19 protein-coding genes are annotated in these 23635 nt (G+C 43.9%); 5 read left to right on the plus strand and 14 right to left on the minus strand.

The window, feature by feature from the left end:
- Nucleotides 1-39: 39 nt before the first annotated feature.
- Nucleotides 40-633, minus strand: coding sequence for a GNAT family N-acetyltransferase (locus BTO28_RS08950; RefSeq protein WP_076765409.1), 594 nt, complete (start codon nt 631-633; stop codon nt 40-42).
- A 156-nt stretch (nt 634-789) separates the two neighbouring features.
- Between BTO28_RS08950 and trpS the strand changes: the two genes are divergently transcribed.
- On the plus strand, nt 790-1782 hold the full coding sequence (trpS, locus tag BTO28_RS08955) for a tryptophan--tRNA ligase (protein WP_158068808.1): 993 nt from the start codon (nt 790-792) through the stop codon (nt 1780-1782).
- Nucleotides 1783-1857: 75 nt separating this feature from the next.
- Here the strand turns inward: trpS and BTO28_RS08960 are convergent, their stop codons facing one another.
- The 5 genes from BTO28_RS08960 to BTO28_RS08980 all read right to left on the minus strand — a co-directional run bounded on the left by BTO28_RS08960 (nt 1858) and on the right by BTO28_RS08980 (nt 5445).
- Nucleotides 1858-2598 (minus strand): DUF3603 family protein, encoded by a 741-nt coding sequence (locus BTO28_RS08960; RefSeq protein WP_076765411.1) that lies wholly within the window; start codon nt 2596-2598, stop codon nt 1858-1860.
- 56 nt (nt 2599-2654) lie between these two features.
- On the minus strand, nt 2655-2843 hold the full coding sequence (locus BTO28_RS08965) for a hypothetical protein (RefSeq protein ID WP_076765413.1): 189 nt from the start codon (nt 2841-2843) through the stop codon (nt 2655-2657).
- 82 nt (nt 2844-2925) lie between these two features.
- Nucleotides 2926-4167, minus strand: coding sequence for a beta-ketoacyl-ACP synthase II (fabF, locus tag BTO28_RS08970; RefSeq protein WP_076765415.1), 1242 nt, complete (start codon nt 4165-4167; stop codon nt 2926-2928).
- Between the two features lie 28 nt (nt 4168-4195).
- Entirely contained in the window at nt 4196-5128 is a 933-nt protein-coding gene (locus BTO28_RS08975; protein ID WP_076765417.1) for a beta-ketoacyl-ACP synthase III, read from the minus strand.
- A 134-nt stretch (nt 5129-5262) separates the two neighbouring features.
- Nucleotides 5263-5445: a YjzD family protein gene (locus BTO28_RS08980; protein ID WP_076765419.1), complete on the minus strand. Its 183-nt coding sequence runs from the start codon at nt 5443-5445 to the stop codon at nt 5263-5265.
- A gap of 146 nt (nt 5446-5591) precedes the next feature.
- On the opposite strand from BTO28_RS08980, the gene BTO28_RS08985 reads away from it, so the two are divergent.
- Nucleotides 5592-6548, plus strand: a complete 957-nt coding sequence (locus tag BTO28_RS08985; RefSeq protein WP_076765421.1) for a BMP family ABC transporter substrate-binding protein — start codon at nt 5592-5594, stop codon at nt 6546-6548.
- Between the two features lie 12 nt (nt 6549-6560).
- Nucleotides 6561-6746, plus strand: coding sequence for a ComZ family protein (locus tag BTO28_RS08990; protein WP_076765423.1), 186 nt, complete (start codon nt 6561-6563; stop codon nt 6744-6746).
- A 37-nt stretch (nt 6747-6783) separates the two neighbouring features.
- Here the strand turns inward: BTO28_RS08990 and clpB are convergent, their stop codons facing one another.
- Nucleotides 6784-9369 (minus strand): ATP-dependent chaperone ClpB, encoded by a 2586-nt coding sequence (gene clpB / locus BTO28_RS08995; RefSeq protein WP_076765425.1) that lies wholly within the window; start codon nt 9367-9369, stop codon nt 6784-6786.
- A 528-nt stretch (nt 9370-9897) separates the two neighbouring features.
- Nucleotides 9898-10206, minus strand: a complete 309-nt coding sequence (locus tag BTO28_RS09000; RefSeq protein WP_076765427.1) for a metal-sulfur cluster assembly factor — start codon at nt 10204-10206, stop codon at nt 9898-9900.
- A 145-nt stretch (nt 10207-10351) separates the two neighbouring features.
- Between BTO28_RS09000 and BTO28_RS09005 the strand changes: the two genes are divergently transcribed.
- Both BTO28_RS09005 and BTO28_RS09010 read left to right on the plus strand, forming a co-directional pair.
- Nucleotides 10352-11170, plus strand: coding sequence for a Cof-type HAD-IIB family hydrolase (locus tag BTO28_RS09005; RefSeq protein ID WP_076765429.1), 819 nt, complete (start codon nt 10352-10354; stop codon nt 11168-11170).
- 24 nt (nt 11171-11194) lie between these two features.
- Nucleotides 11195-12097, plus strand: a complete 903-nt coding sequence (locus tag BTO28_RS09010) for an aldo/keto reductase (protein WP_076765431.1) — start codon at nt 11195-11197, stop codon at nt 12095-12097.
- 36 nt (nt 12098-12133) lie between these two features.
- Here BTO28_RS09010 and BTO28_RS09015 read toward each other — a convergent pair whose 3' ends face one another.
- From BTO28_RS09015 to addB, 6 genes are all read right to left on the minus strand, one after another.
- Nucleotides 12134-13636, minus strand: coding sequence for an alpha-amylase family glycosyl hydrolase (locus tag BTO28_RS09015; protein WP_083711429.1), 1503 nt, complete (start codon nt 13634-13636; stop codon nt 12134-12136).
- A gap of 379 nt (nt 13637-14015) precedes the next feature.
- Nucleotides 14016-14363, minus strand: a complete 348-nt coding sequence (locus BTO28_RS09020) for a YisL family protein (RefSeq protein WP_076765433.1) — start codon at nt 14361-14363, stop codon at nt 14016-14018.
- A gap of 41 nt (nt 14364-14404) precedes the next feature.
- Complete coding sequence (locus BTO28_RS09025) at nt 14405-15262, minus strand: fumarylacetoacetate hydrolase family protein (RefSeq protein WP_076765435.1); 858 nt, start codon at nt 15260-15262, stop codon at nt 14405-14407.
- Nucleotides 15259-16437, minus strand: coding sequence for a DUF418 domain-containing protein (locus BTO28_RS09030; protein ID WP_076765436.1), 1179 nt, complete (start codon nt 16435-16437; stop codon nt 15259-15261). Before BTO28_RS09030 ends, BTO28_RS09025 begins: the two co-directional genes overlap by 4 nt.
- Nucleotides 16438-16497: 60 nt before the next feature.
- A complete protein-coding gene (gene addA, locus BTO28_RS09035) occupies nt 16498-20175 on the minus strand; it encodes a helicase-exonuclease AddAB subunit AddA (protein ID WP_076765438.1) in 3678 nt (1225 codons plus the stop codon).
- Nucleotides 20159-23635 carry a helicase-exonuclease AddAB subunit AddB gene (addB, locus tag BTO28_RS09040; RefSeq protein WP_076765440.1) on the minus strand — a complete coding sequence of 1159 codons (3477 nt, stop codon included), beginning with the start codon at nt 23633-23635 and terminating at the stop codon, nt 20159-20161. Before addB ends, addA begins: the two co-directional genes overlap by 17 nt.

Genomic DNA, 23635 nt, shown 5'->3' on the forward strand with positions numbered 1-23635 from the left:
CATATTGTACCCTGAAAATGTGTCAACTAAACGTCAAGATCAAAATTTTTTCACCTCATTGCTAAATGGTTTTAAAATATCTTCTGTTCGCTCGATTTCAAAAGACAGCGTTTGATCGACAGATTCAAATGGCGCTCCGTACATTTCAACATCTTTATATGTATGAATGTTTCGGTACGTTTTTACCATTGCTTCATAGATGGTTTTCTCATCCGCTGCTTCAGGACTCCAATATAAAATTTCTAACACCGTTTCTTCCCCCGTTGCCAGAGAGCGCCGGCGATAACCGATTTTGGATGCATGCTGGAATCCCTCACGCGCATAAAAACGGAGCCTTTTTTCTGTGTCAGAATCTTCATACTGAACCGGTTCAACTTCGAGAATGACCGGTTTGTTTTTCGACTTTAGCTTATTGATCAGCTTTTTTCCAAGCCCTTGTCCGCGTGCCGATGACGACACAAACAAATAGTCGACAAAAACAAACCCGTCAAACTCTACGTAAATTAGGACATGATTCCTTCCTTCATCTTTATGATAAACATTACCACGCTCTCTTAGCAGCACTTCTATCTGCTCTTTTGATTTCATTTCTTCGATTGGAAAATATTGATTTAACTTTTCATACCAATTCATGCATCTTCTCCTTAAAAATAGCTTTAATTTTAAAATATTTTCTTCACCAGTATACCCATCATCTTCAATTTCAACACGCTATGCGCTCCTTGAATATTCAGTCTGTATTGTTTATAATCAAACTCATAATAAGATGAAGCGAAGTGAAAAAAACATATGATGAAAACGATTTTTTCCGGCATTCAGCCAAGCGGAACGATTACACTTGGAAACTATATCGGCGCATTGAAACAGTTTGTAGAGCTCCAGGACGACTACAACTGTTATTTCTGCATCGTTGATGAGCATGCAATAACCGTGCAGCAGGATCGTCTTGAGCTGCGCAAAAACATCCGCAGTCTGGCAGCACTTTATGTAGCAGTTGGGCTTGATCCTTCAAAAGCCACATTATTTATTCAGTCCGAAGTGCCGGCACACGCACAAGCAGGATGGATGCTCCAATGTGTGGCCTATATTGGGGAACTAGAGCGGATGACACAGTTTAAAGATAAATCAGCTGGGAAAGAAGCGGTCTCAGCAGGCCTCCTTACATACCCTCCGCTCATGGCTGCAGATATTTTGCTTTATGGAACAGACATTGTTCCAGTTGGAGAAGACCAAAAACAGCATCTTGAATTAACACGTGATTTAGCAGAACGTTTTAACAAAAAATACAATGATATTTTTACGGTTCCTGAAGTACGTATTCCAAAAGAAGGCGCACGCGTGATGTCATTGCAGGATCCGACAAAGAAAATGAGCAAGTCAGATCCGAATAATAAAGCGTTTATCACATTGCTTGATGATCCAAAACAGATTGAGAAAAAAATAAAAAGTGCCGTCACCGATTCTGATGGCATCGTGAAGTACGATAAAGAAAATAAGCCTGGCGTTTCAAACCTGCTGTCCATTTATTCAGCGCTGGAAGGAATCCCGATTGCGGATCTCGAAAAACAATTTGAAGGAAAAGGCTATGGAGATTTTAAACAGGCAGTGGCAGACGTCATTATTCAAAATCTAGCCCCTGTTCAAGCCAGGTACAACGAGTTGATTGATTCGGAGGAGCTGGATCGCATTCTTGATGAAGGGGCGGAAAAAGCACGCCGTACAGCCGGTAAAACGCTCAGAAAAATGGAAAATGCAATGGGTCTCGGCCGCAAGCAAAAATAATGAAAAATGTAGCTCAGTACTGTATTGAGCTACATTTTTTTCCTTATTCAAGAAATTCCTGAATACAGACCATGTTTATGACGCAAAGCTCATTTCATGTTCGTACATTTTTTCAAAGAATGGTCTTCCTTTAATAATTTGGCTGCAAACTTGCTCATGTCTTGCACTCCAGCCCATTGTGACCGCTTTACTAAATTGATCGGCTGCTTCTTTCCACTCCATTTGCCGGATAGATTCATATCGGTCCGGCGCCCATTCTGTAAACCAATACTTTAACTCATGTTCATTGCCTGATTCAATCAGTTGATCAACAGCCAGAAGTAGCAGCTGCTTTAACTGCCGTTCTTTTCTAGTAAGTCCCGTCATCCATTCAGGGGACGGCTCTGTTAAACTGTATGTTTTTTTGTCCATCTCCGGAAAATAAAATGGTTCTGATGCGTGGCAGTCCGCCATTTCACGAACAATCAGTTCATGCTGCGGCATGATCCGGCTTTTCTTCACAGCTACACGGTAACCCATCGTCTCAATCGCCATCGTACGATTTCCGTCAGACGCAATAAAACAATACTCCATCATTTCTCTTTTGCTGCCTTTCCTTATAAAAGCTTTGTTTTCAATTTTCTTTAATAGATCCTCCGGAAGTTCACCGAGTGTATTTTCAATGTAATCCATTGCCTGTTCTCTGACAATCACAACGGGGACTTGATCCAGAAGCATCATCCCATCATCTTTTCTCCATTCGTGAAATGGGCAAACATTGCAGCCATTTTCTTCTCCTTCAAACCAGTTGACCCACACATCATGAAGGTACAGCATCGAATTCCTCCTTGACTTCCTTTTTATGGGTACATTATCGTCACGTTTTCGTTAATTTATTCTTTCAATCCGAAAAAAATGAACATCCATCCAATGAAAAATAAATAACATTCTGGGCGACGGGCTGTAAAAGAAGCATACTCCGCCCAAGTCATGCCTGCTGCCAGCAGATTAAAATACATAATAAAGCTTACACCGCCCGCGACAGCAAATCCAAAACCTGTTAAAAACATCATAAAGCGCATCTTAATCACGTCCCCGCATGCTTGTCCTGTATGTATATGCAGCGAATGTACAAAAAAAACAGGCCGCAGCCTGTTTTTTTAATTAATCTTTATATTGTGACAATACGATGGTTGCATTGTGACCGCCAAAGCCAAGTGAGTTGCTCATTGCAGCGCGTACTTCCTGTTTTCGTGCTTCATTAGGGACATAATCAAGGTCACATTCCGGATCCGGATTGACCAAGTTAATTGTCGGAGGCACTAGACCGTTTTTAATGGCAAGAGCAGTGAAAATGGCCTCCACACCACCGGCTGCACCGAGTAAATGACCGGTCATGGATTTTGTCGAGCTGATTGAAAGTTTTTGAGCATGTTCGCCAAAAACTGTTTTAATGGCCGCTGTTTCAAATTTGTCGTTATACGGCGTACTTGTACCATGCGCATTGATATAATCAATTTCTGCAGGTGCTATTCCGGCGTCATTAATCGCCATTTTCATTGCGCGCGCGCCGCCTTCACCATCTGGCGCCGGCGCTGTAATGTGATGGGCATCCCCTGTAGAACCGTAGCCGACAATTTCTGCATAAATGGTCGCACCGCGTTTTTTTGCATGTTCAAGTTCCTCTAATACGACAATTCCCGCTCCCTCTCCAATGACAAAACCGTCACGATTCGAGTCAAACGGACGGCTTGCCGTTTCTGGATCTGGATTTGTAGAGAGTGCTGTGTTTGCGCAGAAACCAGCCACGGACATTTGCGTAATCGGCGCTTCCGCCCCGCCAGAAATCATAGCATCTGCGTCGCCGCGCTGAATGACTTTAAAAGCATCTCCGATAGAGTTTGTTCCTGTCGCGCACGCAGTTACGGTACATGAATTGACTCCTTTGGCACCTAGATAAATGGAGACCTGGCCTGCCGCCATATCTGGTATCATCATTGGAACGAAAAACGGACTGACACGGCGGTAGCCGCGTTCTAAAAATGTTTTGTATTGACTTTCGAATGTTTCCATTCCACCAATACCGGATCCGACCCAAACACCAATCCGGGACGCGTTTTCATCCGTAATTTCAAGTTTTGCATCTGCCACAGCCATTTTTGCCGCCGCAACAGCAAATTGCGTGAAGCGGTCCATTTTACGCGCTTCTTTCTTTTCGACAAACTGCTCAGGATCAAAATCACGAATTTCCGCTGCTACCTTTGCCGGATAATCATCCGCATTTAGTCTTGTCATCGGTTTAATCCCGCTTTTTCCAGCTGTCACATTGTTCCATGCTTCTTCCACTGTATTCCCGACCGGCGAGACAATCCCAAGACCGGTAATGACGACTCTTCGCTTTTCCACGTTCTTCACCTCTTTGATTTAATCGTTATTAACGTCCCCATCTCATCGCAATAGCACCCCATGTCAGGCCGCCGCCAAATCCGACCATGACAATCACATCGTCTTCTTTAATCTTCCCCTTTTCAAGCTCTTCAACAAACGTAATAGGGATAGATGCGGACGATGTATTCCCAAATTGATTGACCGTCACAGACATTTTTTCCAATGGCAGGCCAAGACGTTCACGTGCTGATTCCATGATGCGGATATTCGCCTGGTGAGGCATGAGAAAATCAACGTCTTCCTTTGTCAAACCTGCTTTTTCAATAACATTAATAGAGGATTCGCCCATTTGACGAACAGCGAATTTAAATACTTCCCGGCCGTTCATCTGGACAAACTCATCCTGGTATAAATGCTGTAATCCACGTCCATCTGCACCGAGTTCGAACGAGAGAATTCCTCTTCCTTCTGAAACTGGTCCAAGTACAGCTGCTCCAGCGCCGTCACCGAATAATACAGCGGTATTACGATCATCCCAGTCAACGATTTTGGACAGTTTTTCTGCTCCTATCACAAGAACATGCTTATACGTACCGGTTTCAACAAATTGTTTTCCTGTAATGATGCCATACATAAATCCGGCACATGCTGCACTAATATCCATTGCGGCAGCATTTACTGCCCCGATCTCATGCTGAATCATGCAGGATACAGAAGGAAAACCATGATCAGGCGTGACGGTAGCTGTAATGATGAGGTCGATCTCTTCAGGCTGAATCCCCGCATGCGCAATTGCTTTCTCCGCTGCTTTTATCGCCATGTGAGACGTATTGATGTCATCACCGGCGATGCGGCGCTCTTCAATACCGGTACGAGTCCGGATCCATTCATCTGAAGTATCCATCTTTTTTTCCAGATCCGCATTTGTTACGACGTTATCCGGTACGTAGCGGCCCATTCCCCATATTCCAGCGTTCATCTAAACGCACCTTCTTTCGCACATTTGTAATATCAAATATTATGACTTGGTACTAATTTTACTCAAAATCTGTATGAATTGCAATACAAAAAAGAAAACGGACTCCCATAAAAAGGAACCCGTTTTCATGTTTATCAATGTTTTTCAATAGGGTCATTCGGAATTAATGCTGTCAAGATAAATAACAAAATCGTGACGGCAATCGAAATTAATACGCCTGTTTCAAAATGGAATGTTGCCCCATTCATTGATGAAACAACGTATACAACCATTTCAGACAAAATAAGTGTCCAAATAAATGTCATGATATATTGCACTGATATACCTCCTTAATTACTTTTATGTACTCTGACCATAATATTAGCATAATACAGAACGCACAGCATAAAAAAGTTTTTCTTTTTCTTGACGATTTTTACGGTAAAATAATATAGGAGTGTAAAGATAATTAGGAGAGAACAACATGATGAAAAAATGGATCAGCCTGTTTATCCTTACCGTTATTTTACTTATGACCGGCTGCAGCAATGAAACGGAAAAGAGTGAAATGACAAGTGCCGGCATGCTGATTACAGACACAATCAGCGACCAGGTATGGGGAACGAAAGGCTATAAAGGAATGTTGAAGATTCAATCTGAATACGGCGTCGATGTGTTTTATAAAGAGCGGATTAATTCTCAGGCACTCGCCGAACGTGCAGTAGATGAACTGGCCCATAAAGGAGTCAACCTCATTTTTGGACATGGGATGGAGTATGCTGAATACTTTAATAAAATTGCACCGGATTATCCAAACATTCATTTTGTCAGCTTTAATGGTGATGCAAAACGAAAAAACACAACCAGCTTAAAATTCGAAGGACATGCGATGGGCTTTTTTGGCGGGATGACAGCAGCACACGCATCCAAAACGGATACGATTGCCGTCATTGCGACCTTTCAATGGCAGCCAGAGGTAAAGGGTTTTAATGATGGAGCTCTTTACGTGAATCCCGATGCTAAAGTCATTACTGAATATGTAAACAACTGGGACGACACAGAGACAGCTCTTGCTGTATTAGACAAAGCAATTGCTGCTGGGGCAGATGTTATATATCCTGCTGGAGACGGCTACAATGTACCGGTCATAGAGAAAGTAAAGGAACACAATTTGCGGGCAATCGGCTACGTATCCGATCAATCTGATCTTGGCCGGGATACAGTATTAACGAGCACAGTTCAACATGTCGACCGTCTCTATAGCCTTGTAGCAGGTCAATATGCGGAAGGCAGCCTGGATTCTGGCAATGTCAGCTTCGATTTTGCAGATAACGTCATTTCGCTTAGTCCTTTTGGGGAGTCAATTGATCCTGAATTTGCTGCCAAAATGGATAAGCTCATTGACGATTATAAAAAAACCGGCCAATTACCGGGACAATAAAGGAGAAAGAAAATGGATAATAAGAATATGGAATTTATGCAAATTGCCATGAAGTACTTGCCTGAAGCACAGGAAAAGCTGAAGGAAGCAGGCATCGAATTTTCCCCTGCTCTGGCAGAACCTTTTTTCGGTTTATTCATGAGTGTTATGCAAGAAGCGTATGATCTTGGAAAGAAAGATACAAGTATTGAAGAATAAGAAAAGCGCAGCGGATTTTTGTCCACTGCGCTTTTTTTCATGATTTCACAACAAGTTCTCCATTCTCCACATCGACAATGGCCGTTTTTCCTGACACGATCTCACCGGCAATAATGGAACGGGCCGCTTTCGTTTCAATTTGGCGCTGAATAAACCGTTTCAGCGGCCTGGCACCAAATACAGGATCATAACCTTCAACCGCGATCATCTCTTTCGCAGCGTCAGTCACCGTAAGTAAAATCCCCCGGTCTTCAAGCCGCGCTGCTAATCCTTCAAGCAGCTTGCCGGCAATCCCTTTTAAATGATCGCGGGTGAGCGGTTTAAATAAGACAATATCATCTACCCGGTTTAAAAATTCCGGGCGGAAATGTGAACGCAGCTGCATCATGACATTGTTTTTTGCTTCTTCTGGAATTTCACCCTCGCCGCCGGCATCTAGCAAGTGAGACGAGCCAATATTTGACGTCATAATGACGACCGTATTTTTACAGTCGACCATCCTTCCCTGTGAATCAGTGATACGTCCATCATCAAGCATTTGCAATAAAATGTTAAACACATCAGGATGTGCTTTTTCCACTTCATCAAGGAGAACAACCGAGTATGGACGGCGGCGGATTGCTTCGGTCAGATGACCTCCTTCTTCATATCCGACATAACCCGGAGGTGCACCGACAAGCCGTGACACGGAATGCTTCTCCATGTACTCGGACATATCGAGACGAATCATCTGCTCTTCGCTGTCAAATAAGACATCAGCAAGCGTCTTTGCAAGTTCTGTTTTCCCGACACCAGTTGGGCCAAGGAATAAAAAGGAGCCGATTGGCCGGTTCGGATCTTTAATTCCGGCACGTGCCCGGATGACCGCATCACTAACAAGAGATACCGCTTCATCCTGGCCAATGACCCGCTCGTGCAAAATTTCCTCCAGCCGCAAAAGCTTTTCTCTTTCCCCTTCCACCAGCTTCGTTACGGGAATTCCCGTCCACCGCGCGACAATCGAGGCGATCTCTTCCTCTGTTACCTCTTCCCGAAGAAGACGGTTATCCTTTTTATCAGCAGCTTCCGCTTCCAGTTCCAAGAGCTCTTTTTCAACAGCTGGGATTTGACCGTGCCGCAGTTCAGCTGCCCGGTTTAAATCGTAGCGGCTCTCCGCATCTTCAAGCTCGCGCCGAAGACGGTCCAGCTCCCCTCGCTTCTCCTTTACATGCATAATGGCGTCTTTTTCGCCCATCCATTGTGCTTTCATCGTATCTGCCTGCTCTTTTAAGTCGGCGAGTTCTTTTTGAATCTGCCCCAGGCGCACAGCACTTTCAGCATCTTTTTCCTTTCGAAGTGCCGCCTCTTCAATTTCTAGCTGCATGACACGGCGCATAACGGCATCAAGTTCTGTCGGCATCGAATCAATTTCCGTCCGGATCATCGCACAAGCTTCATCGACAAGGTCAATCGCTTTATCGGGCAAAAAGCGGTCCGTTATGTAGCGGTTTGATAATGTGGCCGCGGCGACAAGCGCCCGGTCGTGTATGTTCACACCATGATGAATTTCAAACCGTTCTTTTAATCCCCGCAAAATGGAAATCGTATCTTCAATCGCCGGTTCTGATACAAGGACAGGTTGAAACCGTCGTTCAAGCGCCGGATCCTTTTCAATGTTTTGACGATGTTCATCCAGCGTGGTCGCCCCAATACAATGCAATTCGCCGCGCGCAAGCATCGGCTTGAGCATATTGCCTGCATCCATGGATCCTTCCGTTTTCCCGGCACCAACAATTGTATGAATTTCATCAATAAACAACAAAATATTGCCGTCGCTTTTTTTCACCTCATTTAATACGGCTTTTAACCGTTCTTCAAACTCACCCCGGAATTTCGCACCGGCAATTAGTGAACTCATATCAAGAGAAAAAATGGTTTTGTCTTTCAGCCCATCTGGCACATCTTTGCGGACGATTCGCCAAGCTAGCCCTTCAACAATGGCCGTTTTCCCGGTTCCCGGTTCGCCGATCAACACCGGATTGTTTTTGGTCTTCCGCGATAAAATGCGGATCACATGCCGAATCTCATCATCCCGGCCAATGACGGGGTCTATTTTTCCGGCGCGCACTTCCTCCACTAAATCACGTCCGTATTTTGAAAGAGCCTCATAGCCCGCTTCAGGATTTTGTGTCGTCACTTTTTCATTCCCCCTAATATCTTGGATCGCTTCTAAAATTGCTTTTTCGGTCACATTCTCTTTATTCAAAAACTCTGTGATTAAGTTACCTGCAGAAAAAATAGAAGCCGCCATATGTTCAACCGATAAATATGAATCATCCCATTCTTTTTGTTTTGCTGCCGCATTTTGAAACCAGGTGTTCAGTCCGCTTGATAAATATGCGCCATATTGTGCATCCCCGGAGACAGCAGGTTTTGTTTGGATCGCTTCCTTTAAAAACCGCAGCAATACGGCTTTTTTCATGCCTGCACGTTCAAAAATCCGGCTGAACAACCCGTCTTCTTTCGTTGAGAGAGCCGTCAGCATATGTAAAGTATCAACGTCAGAGTGGCTTCGTTCTACGGCGCTTTGCTGTGCAGCGGCGAGCGCTTCCTGCATCGTATATGTCATTTTGTCCATATTCATGTCAAAACCCCCTTGACCTTATTTGACCTTTTGTTCATTTTAAAATATTCCCTTTTTTTTCGCAAAGAAAACGGCGTGAAAAAAATGCCTTACTGGTAAAGTAGCAGCTTACATTTATAGTGATAGAGGATAATTAGGGAAGACATTTTTATGAGTAAAATATTGGTTTCTTGGATTGTTCCAGGAACTTACAGAACCACTCAAAGTATCTTCCAGCTGGCATTTATAGCTGGCTCAATATTTTTTCGGTTATTATTACCGGAATAGCCTTATTTACGATCTGTAATTTACGGGACGAAAAAATAATGGCGATATGACCATGAGAATGCCATTATCCCGTATACTCTTGCGTTTGTCGGTTTCGTTTGTGATAACCTATTTTTATTGAAATGGTTTATGTACATTATGGAAAAAGGAAATTTGATTTACTTTGCGCTGTATTGTTTTATCGCCGGGCCGATTGTTTTATTTATGAATAGGATTAAGTGATCGAATCAAAAAGATGGCCCCGCTTACGGAGCCATCTTTTTACTGAATGCCTAATGCAATTTTCGCGTAGCGTGACATCATGTCGCGTGACCAGACAGGAGTCCAGACGATGTTCACATCCACTTCTTTCACTTCTGGAATGTCGGCAAGCGCTGCTTTTACCTGATCCACAATGACACCCGCTAAAGGACAGCCCATTGATGTCAACGTCATCGTAATGGTTGTTTTTCCTTCGTCATCCATATCAATATCATAGACAAGGCCAAGATTCACAATATCGATCCCTAACTCCGGGTCGACAACCTGCTCAAGCGCCCCCATAATATTTTCTTTTAAATCTTGATCCATTTTCAACACTCCTCTTCATTTTACCTCCACTTATCATAACAGACACGCGGGAAAATGATGAGTAAAAAGCCTGTCTTCTTTACAAATTGCCTTCCAACGCTCTACACTTAAATTCAGAAACAGAAAAAGGAGAGAAATGTCACGTATGGAAAAACATTTAATTGTCCTTGATCTTGATGGAACATTATTGACCGATGAAAAAACGATTTCAGCGCGCACAAAGAATACGATCCATAAAGCAATGGATCATGGCCATGAAGTAATGATTGCAACAGGGCGTCCTTTCCGCTCCAGCGCTCCATATTACAATGAACTCGGATTGAAAACACCGATCATTAACTTTAACGGCGCCTTCGTTCATCATCCAGGAAACGATAAATGGGGCATGTTTCACGAGCCAATGGATTTAAAAACAGCTATCGATATCGTGGAAGCATGTCACTCTTTCACTTTTTACAACATTATTGCCGAAGTGCTCGATGATGTCTATTTTCACTATCATGACGAAAAATTGATCGATGTGTTTAACATGGGCAACCCTAGCGTCACAACTGGAGATTTACGAACCATGCTTACAGATCATCCAACAAGTATGCTGATCCATGCGACAGAAGAACAGGTGCCCGATATTCGCCGGCATTTAAGCGGTGTACATGCAGAAGTAATCGACCACCGGCGCTGGGCTGCACCCTGGCATGTTATTGAGATCATCAAAAGCGGCTTGAGCAAAGCGGTCGGCTTAAAGCGCGTTTCGGACTGGATCGGCATCCCTCCTGAACGAATCATCGCATTCGGCGACGAAGACAACGATCTAGAAATGATTGAATTTGCCGGCACTGGCGTGGCCATGGGCAATGGAATTAAGGAATTAAAATCGATTGCAAACGAAACGACCGCCTCAAATGAAGAGGACGGTGTTGCTCTTTTTCTCGAGAAACGTTTATCATTAAACATACATGTGTAATTTAAACAGATGAGGATGGAATATATGGAACGAATTCAACTGACAGAAGATCTGTCTTTTTCACGATTCATTCATGGATCATGGCGGCTTGCTAAATGGAATTATTCTAATACAGAAACATTAAGCTTGATAGAATATGCATTTGAACACGGCATTACCACATTTGACCACGCCGATATTTACGGAAGCTATACGTGTGAAGCTTTATTCGGCGATGCGTTAAAAATGAAACCTTCACTGCGGGATCGAATGGAAATCGTCACAAAATGCGGCATCGTTCTGCCTTCAAAACAGCGCCCGGAACATAAAACACATCATTACAATACATCGAAATCACATATTTTAACGTCTGTTGAAAACTCACTGCGCAACCTGCAGACTGACTACATCGATCTTCTTCTAATCCATAGACCGGACCCGTTCATGGATCCTCAGGAAACAGCTGAAGCCTTTGTGGCGTTGAAAGAGTCCGGCAAAGTACGGCATTTTGGTATTTCAAATTTTAAAGAAAACGAGTGGCGGATGCTTGAGTCCTACCTGCCATTCCCCTTAGTGACGAACCAATTGGAATTGTCAGCGTATAAGCTTGAAAATTTTGAAGACGGCACGCTCAGTTTATGCATGGAAAAGCGAATTGCACCAATGGCCTGGTCACCGCTCGCAGGCGGTTCTATTTTTCTAGGCACTGATAAAAAAGCCGACCGCCTTCGCAAAACACTTGAAGAAGTTCGTCGTGAAATCGGTGCAGACGGGATCGACGAAGTGCTTTACGCATGGCTGCTTCAACACCCGGCACGGATCATGCCAATTATCGGAACCGGGAAAAAAGAGCGCATAGACGCAGCTGTACGCTCACTTAGGCTAACCCTTAACCATGACCAGTGGTTCGCCATTCTACAAAGCTCAATGGGGCACGACGTCCCGTGAATAAAAAAACGGAAGCTGACTGGAGCTTCCGTTTTTTTATTCTTTATTCACTGCCCGTTTCCCTCGTTTCCAGACAATATACAAGAAAATCATAAAGGTGACATATACAACTGCCATTGCACCGATAAACGCAAAATTGATGCCTGTTTTTTCCGCGAGTGCGTAAATCTCCGCTTCTTCACGGTCCAAAATAAGCGTAAATCCTCCATCTGCAGCGCGTGACATATCACCGGCGAGAAGTCCTCTTAATTCTTTATCTGGATCAAGTTCTTCTGCTGGAATCGTCACTTTTTTTGTTTCACCTGTATTGTTTATTGCGACGATCAGTGTTTCATCCTTGTATTGCCGCTTAAAGACGGACATGCCGTCTTTTTCATAGAGCGGCTCATATGTACCGCGTCTAAGCGCTGGCAAATCAGAGCGCAAGACCGCAATCTGTTTAATATAATCAACAAGTTCCTGATCGGTGCGGAAGTTCATCAATCCGTGAGAATCAACACCCGATTCCCCATTCTGGGCAATCTCAGATGCATAAAAAATAGCCGGCGTTCCCGGTGTTGTGTACATATAGGTTAAAGCCATTTTCCATCTTGCCCCTGGAAACATATTTTCATTGGCCATATCGAGTGTAAACCGGTCAGTTAATACTGAGTCTGTTACATGAATCGTCGAAAGGGGATTATTCAAAACTTCTTGTTCTTTTAATAGAAGGTTCTTCACTTCTTCTGATGAGCGATCCACCGTTGCAAACTGTTTACGCAGCGGCTCCTGAACCCAGGGAGCCGTCACGGAATCAAGCCCTGCTTCTTCATACGCGGCACCTTCTTCCGGTGTCATATCTTTCAATTCACCAATTAAGTGAAGTTTAGAAAGACGGTCCGCAAAAGCAGTCCAGAATGCAGGTTCTGCTTGGGATGCGTTGCTGAAAAAATACCCGTCAATCTCAGTATCATCTGCAAGTGTTTCCGCTGCATCGACAAGCGCTTTTTGAACGTCTGAATTCGCTGTATTCAGCTCAGCCATTTCTCCAAGCCATGCTGGATCCTGCTGGTTTGACCGCGACGTAAACCAATCAGCTTTGTCCGTATCACTTAGCCATACATGATCCGTACTGACACGTGTCGCTGGAAAATCAACGAGAACCCGTATTTTTAATTCATGTGCTTTTTTCACGAGCTTCTGAAGATCTTTTTTCGTTCCAAACTGTTCATTCAATTTGCTGTAATCCGTCACGCTGTAGCCGTGATATGCACCTGCTTCGTTTTCAAATACAGGTGAAACCACAACTGCTGTGATCCCCATTTCCTGCAAATAATCAAGCTGGTCAGCTGCGCCCTTTAAATCCCCGCCCTGATATGCAGACGGGTCTTCATTATTTACCTGCTGATCATTCGTATGATCCCCGTTCATAAAACGGTCTGTCATTAAAAAATAAATCGTTTCATCATGCCATTTCTCACTTTTTTCTTCAGCCAGTGCGGCATTAGAAGAAAAAAGGAGAAGCGGGATCATGACGAGCGAAAATAATTGTCTTTTCACTGCCTTTTCCCCCTGCGTCAAAATGGTTGTCCATAATTTAGAGTACGCTTTTTAGCACTTTGCGTCAAACGATGTCGGCAATGTTCAAGAAACAGACAATGTTTAAAAACTACCGCAATCAGTCATTTTTAAATACAAAAAAACCGCCTCTTCTTTATGAAAAGACGGTTACTTATCAGGACAATCTTCTTCCGTTTCATTGAGTTCGGGAGATTGCGGGGTTTCAGATGGTTTCATATGAGTGGAAACAGACCGCACCGTGTAAACAAAAAGAGCGAAAACAATCAACCATAATAAAACAGGAAACACCAGATCAGCTCCTTTTCTCTTATTATAGCAAAAAGCTGCGCGTTGTTTATACACCGCGCAGCTTTTTTCGTCAAAATCCGATTGGCAGTCTGAAACCGAGAACGATGGTAATGAGAAGCAAAATAACTGCTCCAATTAACACACCGCTTGTTCCTTTGCCTTTCTTTTTGCGGACAAGCGTCATTTCCATTAAACCGATTGTCAAAATACCACCAAGCATTTTCAAACCGTACATCATCGGATCAACAGAATTGTATTTCATGAACAGCAAGAATCCAGAGATCAAAATAAGCACATAAAATAATCGGAGAGCCATATGTACGCCTTTTGACGGCTTACCCAGTGCAATAAAAAACAAAATAACCGCTACTGCCCACGTTGTAATGTGCAAATGGGTATTCGTTGATAAAAAGTCCATGTTTATCCTCCTTCCTATTGCATGATTATCGTACCATACAATCATTGTACTTTATTTGTCAAAGTACCGACAGATTCAATTGTAATTTCAACCGAATCTCCCTTGCGCAGTGTCCTTTTCGGATTCATCGCAAAGCCGACACCCGCCGGGGTGCCTGTTGCGATAATATCACCCGGTTCAAGCGTCATCCCTTTAGACAGGACGTGAATAATTTCATCAATCGGAAAGATAAACTGCGACGTATTGGACTGCTGGCGGATTTCACCATTCACTCTTGTTATGATTCCCAAGTCATGTGGATTCGCAATTTCATCTTTCGTCACAATCCACGGTCCCATTGGACATGTGGAATCAAGGCTTTTCCCAAGAAAGTATTGTTTATGACGATTTTGAATATCGCGTGCTGTCACATCGTTTAACACTGTGTAGCCAAACACGTAATCCATCGCTTCAGCACGGGAAATCTCTTTTCCTTTTTTTCCAATGATGACAGCCAATTCACCCTCATAATCAAGATAATCCGTTAAAGATTCGTAGGCAGGTATCGGTGCATGGTTTGCAGAAACTGTCGTAGGTGCTTTCGTAAAGATCATTGGATGCTCCGGCACACTTGATTTACCGCCCATTTCAACAGCATGGTCACGATAATTTTTACCGACACAGAAAATGTTTTTTAACGGCCGAGGAATCGGTGCAAGCCACTCAATATCTGATTCATTTATTCTCGGTGCAGAGTCAGCCAAGCGAACTGCTTTTTCCATAAAGTCGGGATCCCCAAGCGCTTCAGTGAACGACTTTGGCGAGCCTTCCATTTTTGATACCGCTGCAACTGTTTTTTCCTGTACATTGTACAGTCCGTATTGCTCATTTCCATCCACATTAAAACTGATCCATTTCATCCTTGTTTCCCCCTTTTCCCATATGAAGCTGTACGCCACAATAATTCAAACGGCCCCTGTTGAAATCGTTCAAGCCACAAGTTGGATGCAATCACCTGGACGGCATAGATCGTAACACAAAGCCATATGCCAGTAGACACTGTAATTTGTCCATAAAACCCCAGTCCATAATGATAAAAAATGAGTGTACCGATGATCGACTGCGTTAAATAATTCGTCAATGACATTTTTCCGGCTGCAGCGAACGGTTTCAGCAAATGATACGACTTAGCAAACGAACATAACAGAATAATAAGAGCAGCATAGGAAACGCCCAAGATCGGACCACCTATCGAATCTTGAATATAACTGTATGCAATATTGCTGCGGTCGAAAATGGTCGGAACTCCTTTTAAAAGAAGACCGGTTACGAAAAAAACAAGAAAAATAAAAGCTGTTTTTTTCGGTCTGCTTGTCCACTTTCCGACTATATCCAGTTTGTAAGCACCTGCCCCGATAAACAAGAACGGCAAAATTGAAATCAGCTGGTAGAAGAACGCACCGTCAACAATGTTTACATTCAGCCAGTCGTTCATCCGCTGCGTTGTAATCTCAGCATACGTTCCGCTTCCATAAGCGGCAATGGAGGCGGAAACAGATGCGATATCCGTCCAATATACAGTGCTGTACGGGTCCATGTACGCGGCCATTATAAGCATAAGACTCAATGCAATAGCGGGCAAAAATAGTAAGAGCGTGCCAACTATAAGTAACATCCGTCCTGATAACCGCAAGAAAAGTAAAAGCAAAAAGCCGCATACTGCATAATTGAATAAAATATCACCCGGCCAAATGAAAAAAGCATGAACGAGACCGAGCACCATTAAAAACGTAAAACGGCGAATACCGGTCCAAACAAATGGCTGACCTTGCTGCTTTGCTTTTTCATACTGCATTGCTGCACCAAAGCCAAACATCATCGCAAAAAGCGGATAAAAACTGGACTGGACAAGGATGTCCACCCATGAAAAGGCGGCCAAATCTTGAGATGTTTTCCACCATTCATATGGATTGTAGTAAATATAAGGCGAATGAAACGAAAGCATATTGACGAGAAAAATGCCGAAGAGAGAAAGCCCCCTTAACACATCAATTGCTATAATGCGTTTCGGTCCGCCTGCTGATAAAGACTGCACGAAAAAAGCTCCTTCCCCTTATGGCGTTCCCTTCATTATCATAACAGAAATGTTCTTTTTTCACTCATATTCCATTACATTCGCACCATCCAAAAAGAAGACGAACTTTTTGTGTACCTTTTGCTTCCAGATGCGTTCAATCGCTTTGGCATACAAATGAATCTGCACATCATACCGTTTTCTGAGAACAGGCTCTGCTTCTGAAAATCCCCCAGCAAAACGATCTGTTACACCATCCGTTTTATAATCTAGTAAATAAAGATTTCCTTTATACTCAAAAAGACAATCAATGACACCTTGAATCAATACTTTTTCGTCTGAATCAGCTGTCCCTGCTTCGCGAGCTGTTAACCCCATATTAAATGGCAGCTCACGATGCACACGATCTGCATGAAGCAGCATTTTTCCCGGCTCTGATTTAAAGAAAGCTGCTACGATTCCCGAATCAACGGCTTCTGCCTGTTCTATCGTTAAGAGTTCTTTATCAATTAATTCCTCTTTAAGCCGTTCCACTTCGACCTCTTCTGGTGCATGCCTTAAAGGAACATGCTGCATAACCGTATGAACTGCTGTCCCTATTTCTGCGGGAGACAACTGCTTCTCCTGCATAAAGCGGGGACGTCTGAACACTGGACGCCGGTATGCACGTGCTGTTTCATCAGAAGCCCCGTCATTATAAACATCATTTATTCGTTTTAAATCTGAAACCGATTGTTTCGAACGCAGGCGAACCGCTTCAGGATACGAATATTGCCAGCCCATCCGTGCTTCAATTTCTTCTTTACTCAATGACTCTTCCGGATACAACTGCCTTTTTTTTATATATTCCAGCCACGTGTCCTGCTGCTGTTCTTCTTTCTGTTCTTCTGTTAACAATAATTGTGCAGATTCAATCACTGAAAAATGAAACCGGGATGGGTGATCTTTTAATAACGGATGAGAACCATCAAGGTCTGCATGCCGACTTAAAGCAGGTCCAATCCAGTCCAGATAGGATGATGCCGATGCTCTTACCGAATCGCTTAACAACATGGAATGATGTTCACCCGCCAGTGTCCAGTCCAACATTTTCTTTTCTGCTTTTTTGACAGAGCCTGTTATGAACAATTTTTCTTTCGCACGCGTCATCGCAACATAAAGTACACGCATTTCTTCAGCAAGTAGTTCCAGCTTCTTTTTACGCTGGAATGCAAGCTGAACAAGTGACGGCCACGCAATTCGCTTGTCCGGGTTCATATATTTCACGGCCAGGCCGTAATCTTTATCAAACAAAACGCGCCCGTTTAAATCCATCGTATTGAACCGGCGGCCTGAAGCAGCTGTGAACACGACAGGAAATTCAAGCCCTTTACTCGCATGAATCGTCATGATGCGCACAACATCTTCCTGTTCCGACAGCGCTCGGGCTGTACCGAGGTCATCTCCCCGTTCACGCATCCGTTCGATGAAACGGAGAAAGCGGAACAATCCGCGGAATGACGTTTCTTCATACTGACGAGCCCTGTCGTACAATGCCCGCAAATTCGCCTGGCGCTGCTTTCCTCCGGGCATTCCACCAGCAAACGCGTAAAACTGCGTATCGAGGTACAACTCCCATATTAGATCAGACAGCGCACCGCTTCTGCCGATCGAACGCCACTTTTCTAGATGCTCTAAAAACGGACGTACCTTTTCTTTTAATGAAGCGTCACTGTCAGGATCCTCCATAAAGGCAAGCAGCGATTCAAAATAGCTCCCTTTTTTCGATGCAATCCTGATTAAGGCAAGTTCATTTTCCGTGCAGCGCACAATAGGTGAACGCAGCACAGCTGCCAGCGGGATATCTTGAAACGGGTTGTCAACAACCTGCAATAAAGAAAGCATGACCGATATCTCTGTTGCTTGAAAGTAACCGCCGGAAGTATTGGCATAAACGGGGATGCCTGCACGTTTAAATTCTTCCATCATTTCCGGCACCCATGTGAGGGAACGCATTAAAATCACAATATCACGGTACTGAACCGGGCGTTCTGATTTTGTTTTCGGGTCATAAACAGGGTAACCGGATTCGATTAATTCTTTTATTTTGGATGCAATAAACCGCGATTCAATTTGGGACTGTTCTGCATCTTCCCGGTCAATTTCGTCTTCAGCCGTCGTTTCCGGTCCGTCACTGTTTATCAGGGCCACCTCGACCGGATAAGAAGCATCCGGATACGCAGCGCCCGGTATAAGCGCTTCTTCTGATCCGTATTCTATTTCACCAACCTCCGTGCCCATAATTTGCTGAAATAAATAGTTCGTTCCATTAAGCACTTCGCTTCGGCTTCTAAAATTACGTGACAGGGAGATTTTTAATCCGGAAGCCAGGCCGTCTGAACGGAAACGTTTGTATTTTCCGAGGAACAATCCCGGTTCAGCGAGTCGAAAGCGGTAAATGGATTGTTTTACATCGCCCACCATGAACAGATTTCCTTTTTGTTCATCGTTGGCCGAAACAAGGCTGACGATCGTTTCCTGTACCATATTTACGTCCTGATATTCATCCACCAGCACTTCTTTAAACCGGCGTTTATACGATTCTGCCGCTTCCGTGGGCTGGCCATCAGTCATTAATATCGACAATGCGTAATGTTCAAGGTCGCTAAAATCGGTAATGCCCCGCTCTCTTTTCACCGATTCATATCTCAACGCAAAATCAAGAACAAGCTGTGCGAGTCTTTCAACTACCGGTTTCATTTCATCCATATCGCGAAGCCAGTTTTCCGGTTTACGGGAAAAAAAGGTTTCTTTTAAGTCATTGATGATTTTTTTTGCATTGTCCCGTACTGTTTTTGAACGTTCTTTCAGCACTTCATCATATTCGTCCCCTTTGCACATTTTCAGTGTTGGAAACTTGACTGTTTGAAACGTTTTGTACATCTCTTCCCATGTTTCACATTGCAAGACCGATCTCACCTGTGCGGCATCAGCCAGAAAATTTTCCGCGCGCGGAACAGGACCCCCTGGCAGCTCCGTCATCATTAACCCCTCGTCTAACATGGCCAGGGCGCTTTCCAGCTGAAAGCGGATATCTTTTTTTAATGGGTTCATAAATAATAGATTATCAATCGTATCCGTGGTCTCATAAATGTCAGAAATTCCACGCAGCCATTCTTCCGGTTCCGGATGCGACCTTGAAAAGTCATAAAGCCGAATCACCGCTTTTTGGAGTTCCACATCACTTCTGTCTCCAGAAAAAGTGTCGACAAGCCGGTAAAAGGACTCATTGTTCTCTTTTCCATATTCTTCTTCAAGCAACTCTTCCAGCACTTCATCGCGAATTAACACTGCTTCTGTATCGTCCGCTATCCGAAATGCAGGGTCTATATCAATCATATAGTAATATTTTCGAATGACTTCGAGACAAAAAGAATGCAATGTTGAAATGGAAGCTTTATTTAACAAACGAAGCTGGCGGCGCAGCCGGTTCGATGATGGATTGCGTTCAATTTCCCGTTCCAGCGCCTCGCCGATCCGGTGCCTCATTTCCGCTGCTGCGGCATTTGTAAAGGTGACAACCAGCAGCTCATCCACATCAACCGGCGCATCATCGCGAATGATTTTTTGAATAATCCGTTCTACTAAGACGGCCGTTTTTCCGGAACCGGCTGCAGCTGCAACTAAAATATCACTTCCTTGCGCATAAACAGCTTTCCATTGATCGTCTGTCCAGAGTGCGTCTGACGGCTTTTTCGGAATGTTATACAGTTCCGTCATCTTCTTCCTCCTTCATCATTTGAATAATCTCTTCATTTTTACGCGGGCGTATGAGTCGAAAGCTGTTTTCATCGAGCGATTCGTCAAACTGGCAGACTTGCCGGTAGGAACAAAATGTACATGGTGTTTTTTTATTGTAGCGATAAGGTGTAATGCCAACGTTACCTGATACAATATCATTTCCTGCAGTTTCATATAATCGCCGCACATGGCGCCGCAACATTCCGAATGAATCCTCATCTGCTGTTTTAGACCGCGCAGACAGGGTTCCATCTTTTTTGAAGCCTGCCGGAATGATTAATGAATCACCCGACTCAAGCTGTTCATCCATCAAATGAATTGCCTCGTCTTCTCCTAAAATGAGTCCTTTCATCCGAAAGCTTTTCATCACTTCATTTTCAATTTCTTCAACCGTCATAAATTTTTTCGTGTTTAAATAAGGGTTATGAACATGGAAATACAGAACACCGCCAGGACGTGCTTCCGTCCCTGTCAAAAGAGGCGAATGTGTCAGTACAATATCCAGGTACGTTAACATTTGCATGGCAAAACCGTAATAGACTTCCGTCATATCGACATCGCGGCTGCCAGATTTATAATCTATGACTCTCAAATAGGTATCATTGCTGCCTTCCGCTTTATCGACTCGATCAATGCGGCCGGCAAGGGACATGCGGGCTCCATTTTTCAAATTAAACACGAGCGGGGGCAATTCAGAACGCGGGCCAAATGCAAGCTCAAGCCCGACTGGCGAGAAGCCGCTCACCTTTGCCTGGTCGCTCAATACCGAAGAAGCTCGAGCAATAATCTGTTCCAGTTTGTGCTGAATGTATGAATAACGGTTAGAACTCATTAATATACGGTTCTGCAGTTTCGGGCCGAGCTCCTCGACCGCACTTTTGGCAAATGAACGGCACTGCTCCTTCGTCAAATCGGGCCACTTCATTCCACGCCTCTCCACTTCTTCCGCAATCCACTTTAAGGCACCGTGAAACAAATCACCGATGTCCGGTGCTTCAAGACGATACACAAGGCGGTCACGCAGTTTCAAGCCATGGCGGGCAAAATGACTGAACGCGCAGGAATGGAATGTTTCCATTCTCGAAACACTGGCAATCATGTCTGTTCCGTACAAATCAATACCGGTCTTTTCGTTAAGCGTATCTGTTTTATTTTCATAATATAAACTGTCAAAAACGAGCCCTGCCATTCGTTTCTGAGGGCTTTGCATATAAAAATTATATGCATCCCACCAGAAAGAGTGGAGAGGATAGCCTCGTTTTTTCAACTGGAACTGTGATGTTAAATAAGAAAGCGTCGGATCTGGATGGCAGATGTATTCAAGTTGTTCGTCCGCTTGTAAATCAGCTGGATCATTCGCAAGCAGCTGTTCCTCTAGATTCTCAAAAAACTCTTTTAATCTCTTTATATATGGAGAAGGCTGCAGCGACTTACCTTCTGAATCAGCAATTGGCCACGATACATATAACCTGCTCGCTGGTATGGTTAATGTTCGGTATGTGACAAACTCTTCATCCATCAATCTCGTTTTGCTTCCTGGTGCGACATTCATTCCTGCTGAAATAAGCACATCCCTTTCTTCGTCGTCAAGAATGCCGTCTTCCATTTGACGGGCAGGAAATACACCGTCATTCATGCCAATGACAAAAGCAGATTCAATACCGGCCAATCTGGATTTTTCCGGATTCGCGACAATTACCTGATCTGCTGCGGGAGGAACAATGGAAAATTCAAGTTCTTCAAGACCAGCGTCCAAAACAGCGGCAAATTTTTTCGCATCCATTCGTTCCCCGCCTGCTACTTCCACAAACTCATCCAGCATGCCAATTACTGCATCCCACGCTTGATTATGCTGAGCTGATGCAGTCAATTCGCCCCGGGCTTCTGCTTCAAACGACAGCTGTTCCATTTTCTCTGGAATTTTTAATTCTTCAATAAATTGATACAGCGCACGACAGCATTCAAGTGCTTGTTTTGCACGCTTTAATCGTTTTTGAAGTCGATAAAGAGGCGCGGCTATTTCTTCTTTCATCTCATTTAACTGGTTTTCAAACGCTCGTTCTTCATCCGTTTGGGCAACAGTGGTAAACTCGAGACCCATATAACGGCGGTACGTCCATCTTTCTCCGTTCGTCCAGCGATCGCCATATATGCCATGTGCAAGTACATAGTTTTCAAGCAAATCCATACGACGGCGCATGTTTTCACGAGGTTCATCAAATGAAAATAATAAATCCGTTTTAACCGCTCGGAAGATCGCTTCATAACGCCAGTTGCCGCTAATTACTTCGAGCGATGACCGGATTAACTCAATAAGTGGATGATTCAGCATCGGACGCTTCTGATCAATAAAAAATGGGATATTATAATCATCAAACACTGTTTCAATAATCGACCGGTACTCTTCTCCATTGCGAACAAGAAGCGCTATTTGTTTATACCGGTAGTTTTCCGTACGGGCAAGCCGGCGGATTTCGCGTGCCGCTCCTTCTATTTCTGCACGTCTTCCTGCAGCCTGCAAAAGTGTCAACCCATGGCTTTTTTTGTCCTTGCTTGCCGGACGTCTGTCAAACTGTGACTCTAAATGAATTAATGATTCTTTCTTTTGACGCATGTGTCCATACATGACAGTGTCTTCTTTCACATCAACACCAGATTCAACTGCCATTTCATATAAATCGTGATACGTTCTTCCGGTTAATCGAAACAGATGCGTATCATCCGGATCTTGATCACGAAAAGAACGATCTGTTGTCAGCGCGATTGTTACATTTCGAGCTGTATTCATTAGTACGTGAATCACGTCGTATTCTTGGGGTGTAAAACTATGAAAACCATCTATATAAATATCAGATTCCCGAATGTAGTCTGATTTTGCGGCCATTTGTGCAAGAAGACGCATATAATCCTCTGTATCTGTATATTTTCCGACAAGCGCCTGATTAAATTCAGTATAGATCTTTTGTAAGTCTCTTAACTTATCAGCAAGGGCTGACGGGACACTCCTGCGGTATTTTTCCATCTCATCAGGTGTAATTAAATACTGCCTGAATTCAGAGAGCATTCCTTCAACCGTGCTTACAAAACCTGTTTTATCAGCGGCTTTGGCAAAAACAGAAAGTTCTTCCCTGTTTTCCTCAATAATCTTGCGGATTAAAATGCTGCGGCCAGCCGGTGTAATGTGCTGGCGGCTCATTCCCCCTTCTTCCTGTAAAACACGCCAGGCGAGACGGGTGAAGCTGTAAACTTGTGCACGAATCGTACCGCCGAGTTCATCGTCTGCCGCCAGCCTGTATTCAGATAGAAAAGACATTTGCTCCGGCACGATATAAATGATCGGTCTGCCTGCGGGATCATTCAGCACCTGTTTTTTCATATCGGAAATCATGCGATCCGTTTTTCCGGAACCTGAACGTCCAATCACAAATTGGAGCGCCAT

The organism is Domibacillus epiphyticus (assembly GCF_001975785.1).
Taxonomy (GTDB): Bacteria; Bacillota; Bacilli; order Bacillales; family Domibacillaceae; genus Domibacillus; species Domibacillus epiphyticus.

Coding starts and splice junctions, on each gene's coding strand:
- BTO28_RS09020 (WP_076765433.1), bottom strand. CDS start 14,363: ATGGACTTTTTATCAACGAATACCCATTTGCACATTACAACGTGGGCA.
- BTO28_RS08990 (WP_076765423.1), top strand. CDS start 6,561: ATGGATAATAAGAATATGGAATTTATGCAAATTGCCATGAAGTACTTG.
- BTO28_RS09000 (WP_076765427.1), bottom strand. CDS start 10,206: ATGGATCAAGATTTAAAAGAAAATATTATGGGGGCGCTTGAGCAGGTT.
- addA (WP_076765438.1), bottom strand. CDS start 20,175: ATGACGGAACTGTATAACATTCCGAAAAAGCCGTCAGACGCACTCTGG.
- BTO28_RS08965 (WP_076765413.1), bottom strand. CDS start 2,843: ATGCGCTTTATGATGTTTTTAACAGGTTTTGGATTTGCTGTCGCGGGC.
- BTO28_RS08975 (WP_076765417.1), bottom strand. CDS start 5,128: ATGAACGCTGGAATATGGGGAATGGGCCGCTACGTACCGGATAACGTC.
- BTO28_RS09025 (WP_076765435.1), bottom strand. CDS start 15,262: ATGAAATGGATCAGTTTTAATGTGGATGGAAATGAGCAATACGGACTG.
- addB (WP_076765440.1), bottom strand. CDS start 23,635: ATGGCGCTCCAATTTGTGATTGGACGTTCAGGTTCCGGAAAAACGGAT.
- BTO28_RS08960 (WP_076765411.1), bottom strand. CDS start 2,598: ATGCTGTACCTTCATGATGTGTGGGTCAACTGGTTTGAAGGAGAAGAA.
- BTO28_RS09010 (WP_076765431.1), top strand. CDS start 11,195: ATGGAACGAATTCAACTGACAGAAGATCTGTCTTTTTCACGATTCATT.
- BTO28_RS08950 (WP_076765409.1), bottom strand. CDS start 633: ATGAATTGGTATGAAAAGTTAAATCAATATTTTCCAATCGAAGAAATG.
- trpS (WP_158068808.1), top strand. CDS start 790: ATGATGAAAACGATTTTTTCCGGCATTCAGCCAAGCGGAACGATTACA.
- clpB (WP_076765425.1), bottom strand. CDS start 9,369: ATGAATATGGACAAAATGACATATACGATGCAGGAAGCGCTCGCCGCT.
- BTO28_RS08985 (WP_076765421.1), top strand. CDS start 5,592: ATGATGAAAAAATGGATCAGCCTGTTTATCCTTACCGTTATTTTACTT.
- BTO28_RS09005 (WP_076765429.1), top strand. CDS start 10,352: ATGGAAAAACATTTAATTGTCCTTGATCTTGATGGAACATTATTGACC.